This window comes from Arthrobacter sp. U41, assembly GCF_001750145.1.
Classification (GTDB): domain Bacteria; phylum Actinomycetota; class Actinomycetes; order Actinomycetales; family Micrococcaceae; genus Arthrobacter.
The window spans coordinates 1,521,461-1,541,773 of the sequence record NZ_CP015732.1 but is presented as its reverse complement, the minus strand read 5'-3'; the positions used below and the strand labels follow the sequence as shown (position 1 = coordinate 1,541,773).

General features: G+C 66.2%; 25 protein-coding genes and 1 tRNA gene. 13 read left to right on the top strand and 13 right to left on the bottom strand.

The features are described from left to right. Window positions 1–14 precede the first annotated feature (14 nt). Window positions 15–1,523 carry a four-carbon acid sugar kinase family protein gene (locus ASPU41_RS07185; RefSeq protein WP_069950341.1) on the bottom strand — a complete coding sequence of 503 codons (1,509 nt, stop codon included), beginning with the start codon at window positions 1,521–1,523 and terminating at the stop codon, window positions 15–17. A gap of 147 nt (window positions 1,524–1,670) precedes the next feature. On the opposite strand from ASPU41_RS07185, the gene ASPU41_RS07180 reads away from it, so the two are divergent. Further along, entirely contained in the window at window positions 1,671–2,381 is a 711-nt protein-coding gene (locus ASPU41_RS07180; RefSeq protein WP_069950340.1) for a FadR/GntR family transcriptional regulator, read from the top strand. 27 nt (window positions 2,382–2,408) lie between these two features. On the opposite strand, the gene ASPU41_RS07175 is transcribed toward ASPU41_RS07180, so the two are convergent. After that, window positions 2,409–2,666: a metal-sensitive transcriptional regulator gene (locus tag ASPU41_RS07175; protein WP_069950339.1), complete on the bottom strand. Its 258-nt coding sequence runs from the start codon at window positions 2,664–2,666 to the stop codon at window positions 2,409–2,411. Window positions 2,667–2,966: 300 nt separating this feature from the next. Here ASPU41_RS07175 and ASPU41_RS07170 point away from each other — a divergent pair, with 300 nt between their 5' ends. From ASPU41_RS07170 to ASPU41_RS07150, 5 genes are all read left to right on the top strand, one after another. Further along, window positions 2,967–3,737 carry an SGNH/GDSL hydrolase family protein gene (locus ASPU41_RS07170; RefSeq protein WP_083266400.1) on the top strand — a complete coding sequence of 257 codons (771 nt, stop codon included), beginning with the start codon at window positions 2,967–2,969 and terminating at the stop codon, window positions 3,735–3,737. A 96-nt stretch (window positions 3,738–3,833) separates the two neighbouring features. Continuing rightward, the gene (locus ASPU41_RS07165; protein WP_069950337.1) at window positions 3,834–4,043 is read left to right on the top strand and encodes a dodecin; all 210 of its coding nucleotides are present in this window, start codon (window positions 3,834–3,836) and stop codon (window positions 4,041–4,043) included. Between the two features lie 121 nt (window positions 4,044–4,164). After that, on the top strand, window positions 4,165–5,136 hold the full coding sequence (locus ASPU41_RS07160) for an aldo/keto reductase (protein ID WP_069952541.1): 972 nt from the start codon (window positions 4,165–4,167) through the stop codon (window positions 5,134–5,136). 214 nt (window positions 5,137–5,350) lie between these two features. Further along, complete coding sequence (locus ASPU41_RS07155) at window positions 5,351–5,614, top strand: GlsB/YeaQ/YmgE family stress response membrane protein (RefSeq protein WP_069950336.1); 264 nt, start codon at window positions 5,351–5,353, stop codon at window positions 5,612–5,614. Window positions 5,615–5,745: 131 nt separating this feature from the next. Then, entirely contained in the window at window positions 5,746–6,285 is a 540-nt protein-coding gene (locus ASPU41_RS07150; protein ID WP_069950335.1) for a hypothetical protein, read from the top strand. Between the two features lie 26 nt (window positions 6,286–6,311). On the opposite strand, the gene ASPU41_RS07145 is transcribed toward ASPU41_RS07150, so the two are convergent. Then, a complete protein-coding gene (locus ASPU41_RS07145; RefSeq protein ID WP_069950334.1) occupies window positions 6,312–7,145 on the bottom strand; it encodes a putative protein N(5)-glutamine methyltransferase in 834 nt (277 codons plus the stop codon). 78 nt (window positions 7,146–7,223) lie between these two features. On the opposite strand from ASPU41_RS07145, the gene ASPU41_RS07140 reads away from it, so the two are divergent. Beyond that, a complete protein-coding gene (locus ASPU41_RS07140) occupies window positions 7,224–8,306 on the top strand; it encodes a beta-propeller fold lactonase family protein (protein ID WP_197515833.1) in 1,083 nt (360 codons plus the stop codon). Between the two features lie 139 nt (window positions 8,307–8,445). On the opposite strand, the gene ASPU41_RS07135 is transcribed toward ASPU41_RS07140, so the two are convergent. The 6 genes from ASPU41_RS07135 to ASPU41_RS23285 form a co-directional block, all read right to left on the bottom strand. Continuing rightward, window positions 8,446–9,468: a PHP domain-containing protein gene (locus ASPU41_RS07135; RefSeq protein ID WP_069950333.1), complete on the bottom strand. Its 1,023-nt coding sequence runs from the start codon at window positions 9,466–9,468 to the stop codon at window positions 8,446–8,448. Between the two features lie 107 nt (window positions 9,469–9,575). Then, window positions 9,576–9,740, bottom strand: a complete 165-nt coding sequence (locus ASPU41_RS07130; protein ID WP_157356955.1) for a hypothetical protein — start codon at window positions 9,738–9,740, stop codon at window positions 9,576–9,578. Between the two features lie 129 nt (window positions 9,741–9,869). Continuing rightward, window positions 9,870–10,397, bottom strand: coding sequence for a MarR family winged helix-turn-helix transcriptional regulator (locus ASPU41_RS07125; RefSeq protein WP_069950331.1), 528 nt, complete (start codon window positions 10,395–10,397; stop codon window positions 9,870–9,872). A gap of 123 nt (window positions 10,398–10,520) precedes the next feature. Next, window positions 10,521–10,593, bottom strand: a tRNA-Lys gene (locus ASPU41_RS07120). Window positions 10,594–10,830: 237 nt separating this feature from the next. Then, window positions 10,831–11,250: a GNAT family N-acetyltransferase gene (locus tag ASPU41_RS07115; RefSeq protein WP_231941190.1), complete on the bottom strand. Its 420-nt coding sequence runs from the start codon at window positions 11,248–11,250 to the stop codon at window positions 10,831–10,833. A gap of 22 nt (window positions 11,251–11,272) precedes the next feature. Then, entirely contained in the window at window positions 11,273–11,428 is a 156-nt protein-coding gene (locus tag ASPU41_RS23285; RefSeq protein WP_231941189.1) for a hypothetical protein, read from the bottom strand. Between the two features lie 549 nt (window positions 11,429–11,977). Here ASPU41_RS23285 and ASPU41_RS07110 point away from each other — a divergent pair. Together ASPU41_RS07110 and ASPU41_RS07105 are read left to right on the top strand one after the other, a co-directional pair. Beyond that, window positions 11,978–12,415 (top strand): VOC family protein, encoded by a 438-nt coding sequence (locus tag ASPU41_RS07110; protein WP_069950330.1) that lies wholly within the window; start codon window positions 11,978–11,980, stop codon window positions 12,413–12,415. Between the two features lie 230 nt (window positions 12,416–12,645). Then, window positions 12,646–13,209 carry a dihydrofolate reductase family protein gene (locus tag ASPU41_RS07105; RefSeq protein ID WP_069950329.1) on the top strand — a complete coding sequence of 188 codons (564 nt, stop codon included), beginning with the start codon at window positions 12,646–12,648 and terminating at the stop codon, window positions 13,207–13,209. Between the two features lie 240 nt (window positions 13,210–13,449). Here the strand turns inward: ASPU41_RS07105 and ASPU41_RS22575 are convergent, their stop codons facing one another. Then, on the bottom strand, window positions 13,450–13,773 hold the full coding sequence (locus tag ASPU41_RS22575; protein ID WP_069950328.1) for a hypothetical protein: 324 nt from the start codon (window positions 13,771–13,773) through the stop codon (window positions 13,450–13,452). 80 nt (window positions 13,774–13,853) lie between these two features. On the opposite strand from ASPU41_RS22575, the gene ASPU41_RS07095 reads away from it, so the two are divergent. The 4 genes from ASPU41_RS07095 (at window position 13,854) to ASPU41_RS07080 (ending at window position 17,240) form a co-directional block, all read left to right on the top strand. Next, window positions 13,854–14,294 carry a recombinase family protein gene (locus ASPU41_RS07095; RefSeq protein ID WP_069950327.1) on the top strand — a complete coding sequence of 147 codons (441 nt, stop codon included), beginning with the start codon at window positions 13,854–13,856 and terminating at the stop codon, window positions 14,292–14,294. A gap of 261 nt (window positions 14,295–14,555) precedes the next feature. After that, window positions 14,556–15,212 carry a hypothetical protein gene (locus tag ASPU41_RS07090; RefSeq protein ID WP_069950326.1) on the top strand — a complete coding sequence of 219 codons (657 nt, stop codon included), beginning with the start codon at window positions 14,556–14,558 and terminating at the stop codon, window positions 15,210–15,212. Between the two features lie 392 nt (window positions 15,213–15,604). Next, window positions 15,605–16,222 (top strand): DUF47 domain-containing protein, encoded by a 618-nt coding sequence (locus ASPU41_RS07085; protein ID WP_069950325.1) that lies wholly within the window; start codon window positions 15,605–15,607, stop codon window positions 16,220–16,222. A gap of 1 nt (window position 16,223) precedes the next feature. Beyond that, window positions 16,224–17,240: an inorganic phosphate transporter gene (locus ASPU41_RS07080; RefSeq protein WP_069950324.1), complete on the top strand. Its 1,017-nt coding sequence runs from the start codon at window positions 16,224–16,226 to the stop codon at window positions 17,238–17,240. Between the two features lie 99 nt (window positions 17,241–17,339). On the opposite strand, the gene pstB is transcribed toward ASPU41_RS07080, so the two are convergent. The 3 genes from pstB to pstC are packed head-to-tail and all read right to left on the bottom strand — an operon-like array spanning window position 17,340 to window position 20,218. After that, entirely contained in the window at window positions 17,340–18,119 is a 780-nt protein-coding gene (gene pstB, locus ASPU41_RS07075) for a phosphate ABC transporter ATP-binding protein PstB (protein WP_069950323.1), read from the bottom strand. Window positions 18,120–18,175: 56 nt separating this feature from the next. Further along, entirely contained in the window at window positions 18,176–19,285 is a 1,110-nt protein-coding gene (gene pstA, locus ASPU41_RS07070; protein WP_069950322.1) for a phosphate ABC transporter permease PstA, read from the bottom strand. Beyond that, window positions 19,286–20,218, bottom strand: coding sequence for a phosphate ABC transporter permease subunit PstC (gene pstC / locus ASPU41_RS07065; protein WP_069950321.1), 933 nt, complete (start codon window positions 20,216–20,218; stop codon window positions 19,286–19,288). Window positions 20,219–20,313: the final 95 nt, after the last annotated feature.

Here is a 20,313-nt window from a genome sequence, read left to right as displayed (position 1 = left end):
TGAGGCGGCGGGGGTCAGAAGGTGTTGCTGAGCTTGCGGGTGACCTGGACCAGGGACTGGTCGTCACCGACATTGCCGGCAAAGACGACGTAGGGAATGCCCTTCGCGGGTCCGTCCACCGGCTCCCACAGGCTGACGATGCCCGGCAGCATGGGGCCGCGGACAATGGCATGGCGGATTTCCAGGCCGTGGGCGGCCACGTCCGAGGAGGTGATGCCGCCCTTCGCGATGACAAAGCGCGGCGGGAACGTCTTCAGGGTCCGGTTTACCACTGCGACGACCGCGGCGGACACGGTGCGGGCGATCCGCAGGCTCTCGGCGGCGTCGTCGGTCTTGATGAGCAGGCGGCTCGTGTGCAGAATGACGTCGGCGCTGCGCAGGGACTCCACGACGGTCCGGACGATTTCGTCCAGGTACCCGTCAGCCGTGCCGCCGAGCAGCCTTTCGACGTCGATCTCCACGATGCGGGCCGCGCCGTGCTGCTCGACGAGGGCCTTGAGCTGGCGGGTGGTGACACCGACGTGCGAGCCGACCACGATCAGGCCGCCGGCCTCGGAGGGCGTGTTGCCCGCGTACGCCTCCTCGCCGCTGAGCTCGGCGCGGATTTCCTGGCCGATGCGGCCGCGGACAAACGGCGGACCCACCCGGTAGAGCAGCTTCTTGCCGCGGCGTTCGGCCTCCTCCAGGCCGAGCGCCAGGGCCCGGAGGTCGTTTTCGGTCACGATGTCGGCCACGATCGGGGTGGAGTCCGTGGCGGAGTCGATGGCGTCCGCGATGGCTTTCGCTGAGACCTGGGGGTCGCCGTCCTGGCCCGCGGCGCGGATTACGTCCAGGGACAGCACAATCACGGATTCCGCCGGGAAACGGCCCTTGGACTTCTCTTCGACGTATTTGGCCAGTTCGGAGTTGGCGAAGCCGAAGCTCGCGTCCCGGGCGAATTCGGTCTCTGCCACCGGGGTGAGCTTGCCCTTGTCCTCGCCGGTGCCGCGCATGAAGTGCACGCCGCCGATCGTCACGCGTCCGGCGTCGGGGAACGCGGGGACGATCACGACGCCGTCCGTCACCTCGCCGCTGACGGCGGCGACGGTCGCCGCAATTGTGTCCGGTTCCAGCGGATAGTGGCCGCGGAGTGTGGAGTCGCTGCGGCTGACGAAACCGAGGCGCAGCCCGATTTCGAGGGCGGCCGCCGCGAGGGCGTTCCGGACCACGTCCGCGTTGCGGACGGCAGCCTCGTCGGGGTCCAGGCTCCGGGTGTTTGTCAGGACGTAGACGGCGTCCGGGCGGCGGCCGTTGATGCGGTGGCTGAAAGCCCAGGTGAAGTCGGCGACATCCCAGCGGGTGAGGACCGGCAGGTCCGCGACGGACTGTGTCCCAGTCGGGTCGTCGTCGAGCACCACCAGCATCCGGGGTGAGGACTCAGCTGCGGATTCCAGGGCCGCGGCGACCGTCCGGGCGGGAATCCGGACCTCCGCCGGGAAGGCGGCCAGCACATCTGCTTCGAAAAGCTCTGATTCAAAGGGCACTTGCACTCCATTGTGGGAACTCTGCTGCGTGAGGGATATTTGTAAGATGTCTGACATCTAACATTTGAATGCTAGTGTGGCATACGGCACAAAGACGCGCAAGTAGACTGGTCAATCAGGCATGTCGGCGACAGCAAATGGGGAAAATTGGCTAGGAAATCGTTGGTCGGCGTCGTGGCAGACGAACTGCTGGACCGCATTATTGCCGGCGAATTCCCGCCCGGGGCGTCCGTCCCCGGCGAGATGGAGCTAAGCGCCCGCCACGAGGTGAGCCGCATGACGGTCCGCGAGGCGATGAAGACCCTCGAGGCTCAGCAGATCCTGTCCGTGGAGCGTGGTCGCGGCACGTTTGTGAACCCGCTGAGCCGCTGGGCGTCCCTGGAAGCCGTACTCAGGGCAGCGTCGGAGGGGAAGAATGATGCGGCGGCCGCTGTCCAGCTGATTGAGTTGCGCCGGATGCTGGAGACGGGCGCCTGCGAGCTGGCGGCCGGCCGGATCAGCGAATCCGAGCTCAAGGCCCTTGACGGGCATCTGGAATCGATGCGCGAGGCGCACGAAAAGCACGATGTCGCCGCCTTCGTGGCAGCAGATCTGGCGTTCCACGACCTGATCCTGCGCGCCGCGGAAAATGTCTTTGTTGCCGTCCTGTTCGCGCCGTTGCACCGGGTGCTGGAGAAGCGGCGGACCCAGACGTCCGAGGTGCGCGAGATCCAGGCGCACGCGATCGGCCATCACCAGAAGATTGTGGACGCGCTGTCAACGCGGGATCCGCACCAGGCCCGGGATGCCATGGACGCGCACATGCAGCAGACGCTGGATGACCTCAAGACCTATGTCCTGGCGGACCGCCCGGCCTGACTGGCCGCGGGCAGGCCCAGGGGGGCCTCAGGCCAGGGAGAGGAAAAGCTTCTCGAGTTCGGCCCGGTCCAGGCTGGGGTCCTCCTGCTGCATGCACTGCTGCAGGCCGGTGGCGATGATCGAGAATCCGGCCTTGTCCAGCGCGCTGGAAACAGCAGCAAGCTGGGTCACGACGCTCTTGCAGTCGCGGCCCTCTTCGATCATCCGGGTTACGGCGGCAAGCTGCCCCTGGGCGCGGCGAAGCCGATTGATGACAGGCTTCATGTCAGCGGGATCGAGTTCCATTTTGTTCCTCCGGGATTCACAAGGTTAGATTCCATGATATACCCCCCTATGTATTAGAAACTATCCGGCCGGGTATGATCACGAGCACTTCAGCGGCCCCCGGAGGTGGGTTCAGGACCCGGCTGGGAGCGCCCGGTTAGGGACCTAAGTACCTAGCGAAACGCGAATAATCGGCGTATTGCTGGGAATGTGAACGCCGCCGGTTTCTTGGATCCTGGCGCCGGTCGGTCCGGCACCAGTGGCCCTGCCGCGGGCCGGGGCCCGCGCCGGGATTTGGGCCCATATGCCAGGCAGTGGAACATGGGGCTCTGGAGCCGCTATGTCGCGATGGGGGATTCGTTTACAGCCGGCCTCGGGGACCCCGAACCGCTGAGTCCGGGCGGCATGAGGGGCTGGGCGGACCGGATCGCTGAGGAACTCAGCGGCGGAAGCCCGGAATTTCGCTACGCCAACCTCGCCGTCAGCGGCCTCGTGCTGCGCGAGATCCTTGACCGCCAACTCGGGCCGGCGATCACGCTGAAGCCGGACCTGGTCACGCTCTCGGCCGGGGGAAACGACCTCGTCTTCCATCGGAGCGATCCTGACCGGCTGGCTGCCACGCTGGACGCCGCAGTGGGCATTCTCAGTTCCACCGGCGCCACCATCGTGCTGTTCACCGGTCCTGACTGGGGCGCTACACCGCTGCTGGGCCATAACCGGGGAAGGGTCGCGGTCTTCAACGAGAACATCCGGACCATCGCCGCACGCCATCACGGTGTGATTGCCGATCTCTGGGCCCTGCGGCAGCTCTCAGACCCGCGCATGTGGGACCCCGACCGCCTGCATTTTTCGCCGATGGGACACCACACCATCGCGGCCATGGTGCTCGAGTCCCTGAACGTCCCCCACACCCTGAGCCCGCTGGAGCCCAAGCCCATGCCCGCCGGAAGCTGGCGGGAAAGCAAGGCCGGAGACCTCGCCTGGTTCACCAACTACCTCCTTCCCTGGATGGTCGGCCGGGTCCGGAAGCGGTCAGATGCCCCGCCGCTGACACCCAAGCGTCCCGAGCCGGGGCCGGTTTACGGATCCTGAGGCCCGGCCTCCGGCCCCTAGTCCCGCTGCGATCTGTCCGCTAATCTGCAGGAACGGCCCACCGCCGGGTATCGATGGCGATCATGAGGAGCGAAGTTGTCCAATCACACGTACAGCATTTCTGAAATTGTCGGAACGTCGAGCGAAGGCGTTGATGCGGCCGTCCGCAACGGGATCGCAGAGGCAGCCAAGACCCTGAGGAACCTCGACTGGTTTGAAGTCAAGGAAATCCGCGGACACCTGGAAAACGGCGCGGTCGCCGATTGGCAAGTGACAATCAAGCTCGGGTTCCGGCTGGAACGTTAGCTGCCACGCCGGGCCGCCCGGGCACACGCCCGGGCGCCTTCAGTCCCGTCCACCGGCGGGCTCGCCGCCGCCGGTTTTAGTCCCGGTCCGCATGTTCCGCCACCCTGCGAAGGACCAGCGCGTGCAGTACACGCAACTCGGCCGCTCCGGCCTGAAAGTCTCCCGGCTCTGCCTCGGAACCATGAACTTCGGCCCGCATACCGAGGAGTCAGACGCCCACGCGATCATGGACTCAGCACTGGATTCGGGCATCAACTTCTTCGACACCGCGAACGTCTACGGTGGCACCGGCCACCGGGGCCGGACCGAAGAGATCCTTGGCCGCTGGTTCGCCGCCGGCGGCGGGCGGCGGGAACGGACCGTGCTGGCCACGAAGCTCTATGGATCCATGTCGGACCGGCCCAACGAGTCGAGGCTGTCCGCCCTGAATATCCGACGCGCCCTGGACGCGAGCCTGAAACGGCTGCAGACGGACTACATCGATCTCTACCAGTTCCACCACGTGGACCGGAAGACCCCGTGGGAAGAGATCTGGCAGGCGACCGACGTCGCGGTCCAGCAGGGCAAAATCCTATACTCCGGCAGCAGCAATTTCGCCGGCTGGCACATCGCCCAGGCGCAGGAAGCCGCCGCACGCCGCCACACCTACGGTCTCGTCAGCGAGCAGTCCATTTACAACCTCTTGAACCGCAACGTGGAGCGGGAGGTTATTCCGGCCGCACAGCACTACGGGCTGGGGCTGATCCCCTGGTCCCCGCTGCAGGGCGGACTGCTGGGCGGCGTGCTGAGGGAGGGACGCGGCGGCGAGCGCCGCACCGAGGGCCGAGCGCTCGAGGCCCTCAAGCAGCACCAGGAACAGCTCCGCCGCTTCGAGGATTTCGCCGTCGAGCTGGCCCAGGAGCCCGGGGACGTCGCCCTGGCCTGGCTGCTCCACCAGCCGGCCGTGACCGCCCCGGTCGTGGGCCCCCGCACCCCGGACCAGCTCGACGCCGCCCTCCGCGCCATGGACCTGGCGCTCGACGCCGGCGCGCTCCAGCGGCTCGACGAAATCTTCCCGGGTTACCGGACGGCACCGGAGGATTACGCGTGGTGACCGGGAAGCCCGACCGGCCGGCCATACCGGACAACGAGAGATCAGGGAAAACCACCTGTAGCGAGCCCGGACGGGCCGAAAGAAGTCGCCCGGCGCAGGCTTTCCAGCTCCTGACTGGCTCTTTTATACTAAGCATGATTAGTATTGAGGCAGAAGGATGAAGCGCACCCGGCAATCCGGGTGCCTCCTCTATGAAGAAGAAGGAACGATTAAAATGGGTTTTATCGCATTTCTGATTCTGGGCCTTATCGCCGGTGCAATCGCTAAGGCAATCCTCCCGGGCCGCCAGGGTGGTGGCATCTTCATCACCCTGCTCCTCGGCGTCGTCGGCGCCATTCTGGGCGGCTGGATTGGCGGACTGCTGTTCGGCACCGGCATCAATGAGTTCTTCTCGCTGTCGACCTGGCTGCTGGCCATCGGCGGTGCGATCATCGTCCTGCTGGTTTACGGCATGATCACCAAGCGTTCAGCCCGCTAAAGCTGTTCGCGACCGAAGCCGGTCCCGGGATTTTTCCCGGGGCCGGTTTTTTGGCACACGGCCCCAGGACCTTTTAGCCGTGGCAACCCACCACCATCTTTTCAAGCACCACCAATGAGCAGGAGTACCGCATGAAAGGCAAACTTCTTTTCGGAGCCGGAATCGCCGCAGGCTACGTTCTTGGATCACGGTCCGGGCGGGCAGCGTACGAAAAGCTCAAGGCACGCGCGGCAGCCCTCTGGGAAAGCCAGCCGGTCCAGGACAAGGTGACTGCGGCGGCCGAAGCAGTTAAGGAAAAGGCACCCGAGGTATCCGAGCAGCTGGGCGAGGCGGCCCGGCGTGCCGGGACTGTGATCACCTCCGCTGTCCACCGTGACACCACCCCAAAGGGGACAACAAGCGAGCGGACACCAAGCGAGCGGGCAGCCTCCGAGGGCACGTCGACCGGCGGCACGTCGACCGAGGGCAGTGCCACTGCTGCGGGCGGCGGCATCCCGGCCCACAGCACCCCCCCGGAGACCGTGAACCTCGGAACCTCCACTGCATCCGCCCCGTCCGACGTCGAGTCCGACCCGGCGCTGAACGACCAGCACGGCCAGGACTGGTCCGACGAAGGCGGGGCCACCCCGGCCGGAGCCGCGACCAACGTCGATCCCGACAAGGTCTCCTAGCTAGATCAGGCAGCTACACCGGGCAGCTATACCCGGCCGCCTGGCTGCACGGGCGGACCGATCGCCGCTGTCCCGATGACGACCGTGGCCTCCAACCCCCGGCAGCTGGCCACCCGGGGGTTGAGCCCGTTGCCGGTGAACAGTTCGACGGTCCGCGGCGCCTGCCGCCGGCTCGTCTCGACCAGCAGGGAGCCGCCCGGCGCCAGCCATTCCCGCGCCGCGGCGGCCACCCGCCGCTGGACGTGTAGCCCGTCTGTGCCGCCGTCGAGGGAAACCCGCGGCTCGTGGAGGCGGGCTTCCTGCGGCATGGTGGCAATCTCCGCCGATGGAACATAGGGGGCGTTGACCATGAGGATGTCGACCCGCCCGCGCAGCCGCTCCGGAAGTGCCTCGTACAGGTCACCCTCGTGGACCGCACCGCCGGCTGGCACGATGTTGCGGCCTGCGCACCTCACTGCGGCGGGATCGATGTCGGAGGCGTGCAGCTGCACGGGACCGGCCGTCGCCGCAAGCGCAGCGCCGACAGCCCCTGATCCGCAGCAGAGATCGACGACGACGGGCAGCGGGCCGGCGCCCCGGGATCCTCCGAGGAGCTGTGCGGCCTTCCGGACCAGGAACTCCGTCCGGCGGCGGGGCACAAAGACCCCGGGGTCCAGCTCGATCCGGAGTCCGCAAAACTCCGCCCAGCCCAGGAGGTGCTCGAGCGGAAGACCGGAAACCCTCCGCTCCACGAGGGCGTCGAGCTCCTCCGGCGTCGTGGCGGCGGCAGCCAGCAGCACGGCCTCATCCTCGGCAAACACGCAGCCGGCCGCCCGGAGCCGGGTGATGACCGAGGGATTGGGCTCAGCAGGGACCGCCATGCCAGGACCCCCTCCCGCGTACGCTGCCGGAATCCCATGCTATCGAAGTGGCAGGATGGCACCATGCCCACCCCAGAAATGACGTCCGCATCATTGCCGCCCCTTCCGGCGAACGCCGTCCCGTCAAACGAGCTGATCTGGACCGGGTGCTACACCGCGGATAGCGGCGGGAACGGGACCGGAATCGGGGCGCTGCGTGCCGGCGCTGACGGAAGGCTGCGCCGGCTGGGAGTAGCCGCCGCGGCGGACTCACCTTCGTTCCTCGCCGTGCACCCCGCCCTGGACGTGGTCTATGCGGTGGGCGAGGCGTCCCGGACCGTCCGGGCGTACCGCCGCTCCGGCGAATTCGGGCTGGTTCCCGCCGGCCGGGCCTGGCCGGCCGGCGACGCCGCCTGCCATGTAGCCGTCGACCCGCTCGGCCGCTTCCTCATGGTGGCCTGCTGGGGCGACGGACAGGTCCTGCTCTATGAGCTGGACGCCGACGGCGGCATCTCGGCACGGTTCGCGGCCGCCGCCACGATCGTGACCGGGCGCCCGAGCCGCGCCCACGCCAGCCTGGTGCTCAACGACGGCAGGGTGATGACCACTGACCTCGGGCACGACCTCCTGCGGGTATGGAACTACGTGCCCTCGCAGGGACTGCGGCTGGACCACGAGCTGGCACTTCCCCGGGACAGCGGCCCCCGGCACCTCGTCCAGCATCCCGGCGGGACCGTGCTGGTAGTGACTGAATACTCGATTGAGGTGGCGGTCGTGCAGAGCTCCCCCGACACGGGAAACTTCGGCCTGGCCGGAATAGGACCGGCCACCAGCGCCGGCGCGCTTCCCGGGGACTCCGCGGCCGAGATCGCGCTCGGCGCGGACGGGAGGCACGCCTACGTGGGGGTGCGCGGTTCCAACCGGATCGGTGTGCTTGAGGTGGACGTGGACGGCAGCGCCCTCCGTCCGCTGGCCGACATCCCCAGCGGCGGCGACTGGCCGCGGCATCATCTGGTCAGGAACGGCTGGCTGCACGTGGCGCACGAACGCTCCGGGGATGTGGTGACGTACCCGCTGGATCCGGAGAGCGGACTCCCCGGTGACGCCGTGGGCAGCCTGGTCCTGGCTTCCCCCACCGCGCTGGTCCCGCCGGTCCGCCAGGCGCGGCCGGGACCAGGCTAGCCCGGACCGGAGGCTGCCGCCGGGGACATGCCCATTCCTCGCCCCGAGGACTGGGCACAACGGGATTATGTCCAGCCCTGACCGCGGCCGGGGGGCATGTCCCGCAGCGGGTGGCCTGTTGCCGGCACACCGCGGGCCTTCAGCGCCCCGACGCCGCCCATTCCAGCAGACGCTCCAGGGGCCAGGTGGTGACGATCCGCTCTGCCGGCACGCCGTTGCGTTCCGCGCGCTCCGCCCCGTACTGCAGGAAGTCGAGCTGGCCCGGGGCATGGGCATCGCTGTCAATGCTGAAGAGGCAGCCCGCGTCGAGGGCGAGCCCAATGAGGGCGCCCGGCGGGTCCTGGCGTTCCGGACGGGAGTTGATTTCGACGGCGACGTTGTGTTCCGCGCAGGCGGCGAAGACCTCTTGAGCGTCGAATTCCGACGGCGGCCGTGTGCCGCGGCCCCCTTGAACCAGACGGCCCGTGCAGTGACCGAGCACGTTTGTGTGCGGGTCTTCGATGGCGCCGAGCATGCGGCGGGTCATGGTGCGCTTCTCCGAGCGAAGCTTCGAATGCACGCTGGCGACCACGATATCCAGCCGGTCCAGCATCTCCGGGGTCTGGTCCAGGGTGCCGTCCTCCAGGATGTCGACCTCGATACCCCGCAGCAGTCGGAAGCCGTTGGCGGCGTCGGCGTTGATCCCGGCAACGAAGCCGAGTTGCTCCGCGAGCCGCTCGGCACTCAGCCCGTTGGCGATCTTGAGGTTGGGGGAATGATCGGTCAGCGCGAGGTAGTCGCGGCCGAGCAGCCTGGCGGCATCGACCATGGCCTGGATCGGGGACCCGCCGTCCGACCAGTCGCTATGGCTGTGCAGGTCGCCGCGGAGCGAGGCCAGCAGCTGGTGCCCTCCCGGCACGAGCGGCTGGGACCCCCGGCTTCGCAGTCCGCTCAGGTACTCCGGCACTTCGCCGTCGAGGGCCTCCCTGATGACCTGGAGTGTCCGGTCGCCGATTCCTTTGGTTCTCTTGAGCCGTCCGTCCCGGGCCCGTGCCGCCAGTTCCTCCGGCTCCAGGCCGGCGATGATTCCGGCGGCCTTTCGGAACGCCTGGACCTTGAACGTCGGGGCAAGCTCGCGTTCGAGCCAGAAGGCAATCTCATTCAGGGCGGCGACGGCATCCATGGCACCATCTTGCACCCCCGGCAGGCGCTCGGGGACTCACGGCGCCGGACCGTTGGCGCTCCGCGCGCCTCAGCGGCACCCGACGGCCACCGCAGGATACGGGCTGTTCAACGGCTGCGCACGGCCAGGGTGTTGGCCGGGCGCACGATTTCGTCCAGCTGGAAGCCGCAAACGCAGCGCCAGAGGGGCGGCAGGACTGCCGCCGCATCGGCCGGGGCGAAGGAGTACACGGCCATTGTGGCGGTGTCCGGTGCTTTCCATTGCATCGGCATGCCGCAGTGGCTTGGCGCGGCCCGTGACTGCATGGAAGGGACGCTGTCGGGCGCGGCCCGTTCAGCCACGGTTCCGGCGGACAAACGATTATCAAAAATAGTTAGTAAGCATACATATAACTAGGCAGGCTAACGATTTGGGGGGCAGTTACCCCCGACGCGGCTCGGCGGCTCCGCCACGGCGTCACTCATCCGGTGCAGGAATCCGACCACGATCCGCGCCTCCTCGGCGCCGAGGTCCTCCGCCACGGCCATCATCCTGCGGTGCATGTCACCCAGCGCGGCCCGAACCTCCGAGTCGGTGGCCACGGTAGGGACGATCACCAGCGAGCGCCGGTCCGTGGGGTGCGGCTCCCTGCGGACGTGGCCGCTGCCCACGAGCCGGTCGATCAATGAGGTGGTGGAGGCCGTGGTGATGCCCAGGACGCGGCTGAGATCCTTGGGGACCACCTGCCCGCCATCGGCCTGGACACGCAGCAGGTATCGCAGGGCCAGCAGGTCCGTCTCGCCCATTCCCATGGAATCCCGGGTGGCGCGCCGCCGGGCGGCTTCGACGTTGCGGTACTCACGCAGGGCCTGCAGCACCGCGCCGGGCGGGTCGAGCCTGTCATCGGGTCCAAACCAGTACCCGGAGCCGGAGGGGCTGTGCGCGTTCATCCGGCAATCCTAGCGGAACTGATATCCAGGCCCTCGCGGTTTTTTCACGGTGCCGGGACAACAAAAACCCCCGGCACCCTGTCGCCAGGATGCCGGGGGTTTTGCCACTCTTCGCTAAAAGAGTGGGCCCTGTGGGGCTCGAACCCACGACCCACGGATTAAAAGTCCGATGCTCTACCAACTGAGCTAAAGGCCCCAGCCAAAGGCCCTGGAACGGCGGATGATTCCGCTGTTCCAAGGCTGATCAGCCCAGTCCATTTCTGGACGTTAATACTGTACCCCAGACCTGCGGGTGTTTTTCGCACCGGGCGCGGATGCCGCCCTCGCTCACCCGGGCGTGGCCGGTGTCATTTTCCGAAGTCGTCTGCACGAAATGTCCAGAGTCGGCTGCACGGACCACTTCATGTCCGTATTGGGAACCGTCAGCGGACCGTCACTGATTGTCGGTTTCCGGCTCCCAATCAGAGCGGAGCATGGACATCAATATCGCATCGACGTACTCCCCATCGAACTTAAGCGCGGCCCGCTTCCGCCCTTCATAAACGAACCCGCAGCGCTCATAGACGTGGCGTGCCCGCGGATTGAACGCGTACACCTCAAGATCAACCCTGTTCAGGCTTGTGGCACTGAAGGCATAGTCGAGAAGCATCCGGGTTGCCTCCGAACCAATTCCGCGATCGCGTCCGTCCGCTCCAATCAGGATGCGGAAGTTGCATGAATCATTGTGTGCGCTCAATTCATTCAGCACGACCTCACCCACACACGTATCGGTCGATGGGTCCACTATCGCAAGGTCGAGGCGATCTGCCTGATCCGCCCTCGTTTCGCACCACTGCCGCGTGGCTGCGTCCAAGTGTGGCAATCTGCCTTCTGTCTCAGCGACGGTATGCACCGATCCGGTGGAGGCGGAGCATCTCCGGATCCGCCAGAATCGGTCCCATCGCCTCAACATCGACCGGTGTGAAGGGGCGAAGTTTCGCTCGCCGGCCCTCGACGGTGGGCTTGGCGGAGAACATGCCGAATGCGTTCATCCGTGCACTGTACCCCGACAAGGTTGTCTTGATTGAGCCGGCATCGACATCATCATCACAGCGCCCGGTAATCCGGACGCCTAGCTGCCGATAGGTTCAGAGCTGCGCTGCAAGGCCAGCGCCATAAGCACTTCGTCGACGTCCCAGCGGGCATCCGGAGGGCGGCGGGCCATCGTCCGATTTCTCGCCAACCGCACGACTGGTAGAAGCCCTCGAGAGCCATACCCACACGCAATTCGAGGTGTAGCTGTTCAAGTCCGAGATCCTCGGTCGCCGCCCGGGCGACCCCTTCCATGAGTGCGCAAAAAGCTGATTCCGTTCGCGTGGCTCGACCATCGCCGGGGTCATCAGCCGATTCATTTGAAGTAGTTCCGTCATGCTCACAGTCTTCCGGAGGCCCCAGAGGGTCCCCGTCATCTCGAAGTTCCGTAAGCGAGGTGCTCGATCGGTTGCGTGCCGTGCCGCAGCTCCCAATGGCTGCCGGAGCTTGTTCAGTCGAGTCCCGGCTCGTCACTGGAGCTAATCGGTACGCCTTGGTAGCTTCAACGTATGGCCATCAAACTTGAGAACGTCGGTATCGCCGTTCGTGACCTCGAAGCAACAATCGCCTTTTTCACCGACCTCGGGCTCACGGTCGTCGGCCGTGACACGGTCAGCGGCGAGTGGACCGACACTGCCGTCGGACTTGATGGCAACCACGCCAACATAGCGATGCTCCAGACCCCAGACGGTCATGGTCGACTTGAGCTCTTCGAATACATCCACCCCAAAGCGATCGAGTCGAACCCAACTCGCCCCAACGACATCGGCATGCACCGCGTTGCCTTCTCGGTCGACGACATAGAAAAAGCCCTTGAGGTTGCTGCGAAGCACGGATGCCATCCGCGTCGCGGCGTGGCGACCTACGGCGACGAATACAAACTCACGTACCTCCGCGGTCCCAGCGGAATCATCGTGATGCTCGCCGAGAAACTGAAGAAAGACTGATACCCGGATCGGTCGTATGGGTCTTCCGGGAAAGGTTCGCCGCAGCGTGCGTGGGGTTGTCTCGCACGAGGATCCTTCACCGGGCAGCTCAGTTGAAACGCGGACCAAAGCTATTGCATCCAGATAATGGGCAGTTACGGTGGCTCCATGATCAGGATGCTGCCGATCATATGCGGGGACGACAGAGTTCAATGACGCCCTCGACCACTACGAGACGGAAGGCTGGCGCCGTGCGGAAACTGACCTACGGCATGAATCTCACCCTGGACGGCTACATCGCCGCGGCCGGCGACGACATCGGCTGGAGCGGGCCGAGCGAGGAACTGTTCCGGTGGTGGCTCGACCAGGAGCGGGCTAGCAGCCTCTCGCTGTACGGCCGCAAGCTCTGGGAGACCATGAGCTCCTACTGGCCGACCGGCGACCAGCAGTCCAACGCCACCCCGGCGGAGATCGAGTTCGCGCGGAACTGGCGGGACGCGCCGAAGGTGGTGTTCTCCTCGACGATCGACAAGGTCGACTGGAACACCCGCCTGGTCACCGGCGACGCGATCGCCGAGATCACCCGGCTCAAGGCCGGGGACGGCGGCCCGATGAGCATCGGCGGCGCAACGCTCGCCGGGGCGGCAATGCGGGCAGGGCTGATCGACGAATACGCGCTAGCCACCCATCCGGTCCTGGTGGGCGGCGGCACTCCGTTCTTCACATCGCTGGACGGCTGGGTGAACCTGGACCTGGTGGAGACGCGGACGTTTCCCGGCGGCGTGGTCCTGACCAGGTACGAGACGAGGCGCTGAGCGCGATTCCTCCGAGCGGTCGGGGAAGTACTCCACCACCAGCGGGCCCAGCCCCGCCGACGGCGCGCGAATCACGGCCACCAACTGAACCCGGTCCGGTTTTCGTCCGCGGGAGTAGAGTCTGTGCACCTCATCCTGAAGGGACACGGGCAACTGATGATGCTTGAGGACTGGAACCCGTTGATAACTTGATGGAAGTCATCGTCGTTGTTGCCATCGCCACCCTAAGCCGGGCAGCAATCAAGACGCGGCAGCGGGGCCGCGGCCACCTCTGACTGCGACAAAAGTGTTCAGTTTAGCCGGTGTGGCCGTCTGCGGCAGCGAGTAGCCGGACGGGACGTTGCTTGGCCCATTCGCCACCGAGGCCTGGTGTTCCTCGGTCAATTCCTTGAAATGGACGCTCGCTTCCGTACCGGTCACCTCGATTGACTCCACAGTGATCGTCGTCGAAAAGTCCGTGTACCAGATCATCTCTCTGGTCCAGCAGGTTCGGGCGTTGGCATCACAGACCGCGTTCACATGTTCCAGGTCATCCAGGGTGGATTCACGAATCTGGATAGACACAGCCGGACTCCTGATCGGATACGCCCGCATATCCACTAAGGACCAAGACCGCCCACCAGAACGCCCTTCTCGCTCTGGGAATGACGCCGGACAAGACATTCACGGACCAAGGCCTGACTGGCGCCAACCGGGCACGCCGCGGACTCAGCGAAGCGCTGGCCGCATGCCGGGCCGGGCCGGGCCGGAGAGACCCTGGTCGTGACCAAACTCGACCGCCTGGCCCGGCCCCCCTGCACGATGCAAAGTACATAGTCGCCGAACTCACCCGCCGCGAGGTCAAGCTGAGCGTCAGCGGCTCTGTCCACGACCCGACCGATCCCGTAGGCCGGCTCCTCTTTCACATCGTGGCCATGGTCACGGAATTCGAAGCCAACCTGATCCGAGCACGATCCCGTGAGGGCATGGCCGTCGCCGAGGCGACGGGCCGCCTGCGGGGGAAGCAGCCCAAACTCTCGAAGGAACAGGAAGCACACCTGGTCTCCGTTCACCGTGCCATCAAACGCGCAGGCGACCCCGCCTGACCGCTTAGCGTGAATTTCCGTCGGACCCCGAGCGAAGGCGTTAATGCAGCAGCCGCAACCGTTCGCTGCAGACCACTTCGATGCAAAACGCCAGGTTGTGCACGCGGGTTCGAACATCCAAGCGTTCAGAGCCGGCCGCACAACCCCCGAACTTTAGCGGATGCCCGTGCAGAGGACTTCGAAAAATGACAGCCGGGCACCGGTCCGGCCGCGGCGGGCCTTACGCTCGATTCCCCGGCAGCACAGGAGTAGCGTGGTGGCATGAGCGAGCAAGCAGGATCCAGCACCCCCGGACCGCACCGGCACCACAAGCCGAAGTCCTTCGCCCCCATCGACTTTGAGCCCTTCGCGGGCGGGGCCGATCCTGCCCGCGTCTCCGAGGCCGCCCATCTCGCCGCGCAGGCGCTGGTGCGCCGCGGTCGCGACAGCGACGACCCCGTGGTGACCAAACGGCTCGTCAAGCTTGCCGATGAACAGGGCCTGGAAGCCATCGCCGAAATGTGGGCCGAAAGCCCGGCCCGCTCCCTCCAGGGAGCCCTCTGGCGCCTGTACGCCCTCCGCGCGGCCACGATCCAGGACCCCGAGCGGATCTCCGTCTACTTCAAGGCCGGCAAGGACACCGCCCAGGTGTCGAATGTGGTGGCCGGCGCCGCCGAGCCGCCCGGGGCTGACGAGATGAAGTCAATGGCGGACGCCATCCTCTCGGGCGCCTTCGACGGCGAGTTCGACGTCGCGCTGGAACGCTCCGCCGCGTTCTGCCGCGTCGTGGCGCTGGGCCAGGCCACACTCGCCGACGGTGCCGAGCACAGCAACGAGAACCACGCGAGCAAGCTCACCCGCAATTCGCACCTCCTGGTCAAGACCGCCGAGGACCTCGAACACGCCGCCAACGCGTGGCGTCTGGGCGAGCTGGACTGACAGGGCCCAGCGCCTTCGGATACCGGCTACGCATGCCGCCCACGGACTGTCAATGTTGACTTGTCCCCGAGGTCATAGAAAACTGAAGGCGGTGCCGAACCGCGAAACCCCCGGGCTTCAACATCTAGCCGCCTAGAGCGGCCTACCGCCGAGAGGCGTATCCGGTTCGGCACCATTTTCATGCCTGTTGCCTGCCGGGTTCCTGCCCGGTTTCGGCCCTGGTCCTGCAACGATTTCTCCGGCTCCTGTCATATTTCCGGGGCGCCGCCGGGGCGCTTTCCCGACGCTCACAGGCCGGACGGTAAAGTAATCCTCATGCCCGGGTCATCATCCGCTCACATGCCCGGAAGACAACACCCGTGCATCTCCCTCCCGAAGACCGGTAATCACACGTGAAGCTGCGCCTTTTCCCCCAGGAGCCCGCCGGGCTGAAACTTCTTGCCCAGCTGGCAAGCCAGATTGTGCTCGCCACAGGCACCCTTTCGGAGATCCTCGGCGCACCGGCCAGTGAGAATGCCCGGCTGGTGGAGGACATGCACAACCATGAGGCCAAGTCCGCGGAGCTGCACTTCGCGCTGCTGACCCACATGCGGACCTCCTTCGTGAACCCGCTCCCCCGCGAGGACATGTACGCGCTCTCCCGGTTCCTCAATGAGGCGATGGAAAAGCTCGATGCCGCCGCAGAGCTGGTGTCCCTCTACAAGCTGGACCGCCTGCCCAAACGCGCCGCGGACCAGCTCGAAATCATCAGCAGGCAGGCCGAGCTGACCGTGGACGCCATGCGGAAACTGGACAACCTGGACGACCTCGAGGACTACTGGATCGAGATCCTCCGCCTCGCCAAGCGCGCAGAACGGTCCCACCGGGTCTGGGTGGCGGACATGCTCAACGAGATGAAGTGGGCGCAGTACGCGCGCAACCGGGACATTGCAGACCAGCTGGTCGGCGTCACCAGGGACATGCGCCGGATCGCGACCGAGGTAGGCAGCATCATCGTCAAGGAATCCTGACGTGACCATCTTCCTGTTTGCCCTGGTGGTGGTCTTCGCCGGGGCATTCGCCTTCCTGAACGGATTCAGGGACGCCTCCGCGGCGGTGGCGCTGGCCGTCCGAACCCGCGCCCTGACCCCCACCATCGCGGTGCTGCTGGCGGCGTTCTTCAACTTCGTCGGGGCCGGGCTGAGCGGCACCCTGGCCCTTGCCGTCAGCCAGGCCTGGGTGCAGCTGCCCCCGGGCGAGAACGGGCTGAGCATCCTGATGGCCGGCCTGTTCAGCGCCGTGCTCTGGGGAATCTACACCTGGTGGCGCGGCATCCCGTCGTCCTCGACGCATGCCCTCGTGGGCGGGCTGGCCGGCGCCGGCATCGCGAGCGCAGCGGTCGGGGGGAACGCCGTCGGGGGCGTGGACACGTCCCTGCTCATCCAGGTGGCGCTTCCGCTGCTGCTCTCGCCGGCGATTGCTTTCGCCGGCGCCTACCTGCTGGTCTGGCCCGCGACGTGGACCGCGCGGTATACGCCGCCGAACGTCGTCAACAGCCGCTCCCGGCGCGCCCAAAGCATTGCCGTCGGCGCCGTGGCGTTCGCCCACGGTTTGCAGGACGGCCAGCGCACGAGCGCCGTCCTGATCCTTGCCCTGCTGGCATCCGGGCTGTCCGACGGTGGCCAGATGCCGGTCTGGGTGGCGCTGTTCACCGCGGCCCTGCTGACCGCCGGGACCCTGGCCGGCGGCTGGCGCATTTCCTACACCATCGGCTACCGGCTGATCCGGATGGATCCCCTGCGCGGCTCCGTGGCCCAGTTGTTCAGCTCGGCCATCCTGTTGGTGGGCGCGATCGGACTGTACTGGCCCATATCCACCACGCACACTGTCACCTCGGCCGTTCTGGGCGCCGGAGCCAACCAGGGATTCCCCGCCACCAACCGGAAAGTGGTGATCCGGGTCCTGATGTTCTGGGTGCTCACCCCGGCCGTCACCGCGGCAGGGGCGTTCGTGCTGGCCCTGTCCCTGTCGCCCCTCGCGGAGCTCTAAGGAACCTCGCGGAGCTCCAAGGCCCCGTCGGTTGCTCCGCAGGTGCCCTTTTGAGGGCTCATAAGGGCGCCCATGGAGCAGTCGACGGGGAGGAGCGGCCTATCCGAAGCGGCCCGAGACGTAATCCTCGGTGGCCTTCTCGGTGGGGTTGCTGAAGATCGTGTGGGTGTCACCGTATTCGATCAGTTTGCCCGGCTTCCCGGTCCCCGCGATGTTGAAAAACGCGGTCTTGTTCGACACACGAGCGGCCTGCTGCATGTTGTGCGTCACGATCACCACGGTGTAGTCGTCCTTGAGCTCATTGATGAGGTCCTCAATGGCGAGCGTGGAGATGGGGTCCAGCGCCGAGCAGGGCTCGTCCATCAGGATCACCTGCGGTTCCACCGCGATCGCCCGGGCGATGCAGAGTCGCTGCTGCTGGCCGCCGGACAGGCCGGATCCGGGCTTCGCCAGGCGGTCCTTGACCTCGTTCCACAGGTTGGCGCCACGCAGCGAGCGTTCCACCAGCGCGTCGGCCTCACCCTTGGAGATCTTCTGGTTGTTCAGCTTCACGCCGGCCAGCACGTTGTCCCGGATGGACATGGTGGGGAACGGGTTGGGCCGCTGGAAAACCATGCCGATCTGGGAGCGGACGGTGACCGGATCCACGCCGGGGCCGTACAGGTTGTCGCCGTCGAGCAGCACCTCGCCTTCGACGCGGGCGCCGGGAATCACCTCGTGCATTCGGTTCAGGGTGCGCAGGAAGGTGGACTTGCCGCAACCGGACGGCCCGATGAAGGCCGTGACGGACTTGGGCTCGATGTTGATGTTGACGTCTTCGACGGCCAGGAATTTGCCGTAGTAGACGTTCAGGTCTTTGACGTCGATGCGCTTAGACATGATGTTCCTTCACTTGCTGGAGGTGCGGGCTGAAGAGCTGGGTCACCGGCGCCGGGCTAGCGGCCGGTCTTGGGGGCAAACATCCGGGCAACCAGGCGGGCAACGAGGTTGAGCAGCATCACGAGGATGATCAGGACCAGGGCGGCTCCCCAGGCGCGCTGGGAGGACGGATCCGGGTTGGACGGCGAGGTGGGGTTGAGGATCTGCGTGTAGATGAAGGTCGGCAGCGACGCCATCCAGCCGCTGAACACGTTGGAGTTGATCGAGGTCGCGAAGCCTGCGGTGACCAGGATCGGCGCGGTTTCGCCGATCACCCGGGCGATCGCGAGGGTGATACCCGAGGCGATGCCGGAGATCGCCGTCGGGATGACCACCTTGAGGATGGTGCGCCATTTCCGGACGCCCAGTGCATAGGCGGCCTCGCGGAGTTCGTTCGGGACGATCTTGAGCATCTCCTCGCTGGAGCGGACCACCACGGGGATCATCAGCACGGACAGCGCGACGGCGGCGACGGCACCGGTTTTGGTGCCCGGTCCGACGATGGCGAAGAAAAAGGCTGCGGCGAAAAGCCCGGCCACGATCGAGGGGATGCCGGTCATAACGTCCACGAAGAACGTGATGGCGCGGGACAGCGGGCGGTCGTTGCCGTACTCCACCAGGTAGATCGAGGTCAGCAGGCCAACCGGCACCGAGATGAGCGTTGCCAGCAGGGTGATCTGCACCGTGCCGATGAGAGCGTGGTAGATGCCGCCGACGACGGGGGTGCCCTCCTCGACGCTCTTGTTGTCAAACGCGCCAGTGACGCCGTTCATCGACGTGGTCAGGAAGCCGGGGTCCGTCAGGCCGGGAAGGCCGTTGACCAGGACGGTCCAGATCACGGAGATCAGGGGCAGCAGCGCGATCAGGAACGAGCCGACGACGAGGCAGCTGGCGAGTTTGTCCTTGGCGCGGCGTGAGCCTTCCACGGCGGCGCTCCAGCCGACGAGCCCGACGGCGAAGAGGATGGCGGAGACGAGTCCCCAGCCGAGCGCGTTGAAGCCGATCAGGGCCAGAACCGCGGCGCCGAGAACCAGGGCGACGCCGAGAACCAGGTACGGGGCCCACTTCGGCAGCTGGCCCTTGGTGAGGGCCGAGCGCTTCTTTACGGGGGTCAGGGTGGCGGTCATTTAGTTGGCTCCCGAGAATTCTTTGTGCCGGCTGATGATCCAGCGAGCGATCATGTTCACGCCGAGGGTGATGACGAACAGGACCAGACCGGCAGCAATCAGCGTGTTGACTTTCAGGCCGCCTGCCTCGGGGAAGTTCAGCGCGATTTCGGCGGCGATGGTCTGGTTGCCGGACTGGATGAGGCTGGCGGTCAGCACGCCGGAGGACAGCACCAGCGCGACAGCCATGGTCTCACCGAGGGCGCGGCCCAGGCCGAGCATAACGGCACTGATGATTCCGGGACGGCCGAAGGGCAGCACGGCCATCCGGATCATTTCCCAGCGGGTGGCTCCGAGCGCCAGCGCGGCTTCCTCGTGCAGCTTGGGGGTCTGCAGGAAGATTTCGCGGCTCAGCGAGGTGATGATGGGCAGGACCATAACGGACAGCACGATTCCCGCGGTCAGGATGGTCTTGCCCGTGGCCGAAGCCGGACCCTGGAAAATCGGCAGCCAGCCCATGTTGTTGGCCAGCCAGTTGTAGGCCGGCGAGATTTCCTTGGCCAGGAAAGCGGCACCCCAGGCGCCGTAGACCACGGAGGGGATCGCGGCGAGCAGGTCGATCACGTAGCCCAGCCCCGAGGCGAGCCTGCGCGGGGCGTAGTGCGAGATGAAGAGCGCAACACCGATCGCGACCGGCGTGGCGATCACGAGCGCGATGACGGCCGCGATCAGGGTGCCGATGACGATCGGCCAGATGTAGGCGAAAAAGCCTTCGCCGCCCTGGATCTTGTCCGGGGAGGCCACAAGGGCGGGGAATGCCTGGATGACGAGGAAGAGCGCCACTCCGAAGAGCACGGCCAGGATCAGGCACCCAGCGGCCAAGGTGGCTGCGGAAAAGACCTTGTCTCCGGCGCGGCCTGCGCCCCGAGACGTGGTCAGGGAGGTGGTGGTCACTTCACGATCCTTCAGATCTTTGGGTACTTCGGACAAACACGGCAGTTCCCTGCCCCGGTGTGGCCGTCGGTGACAGCCGAACCGGGGCAGGGAAC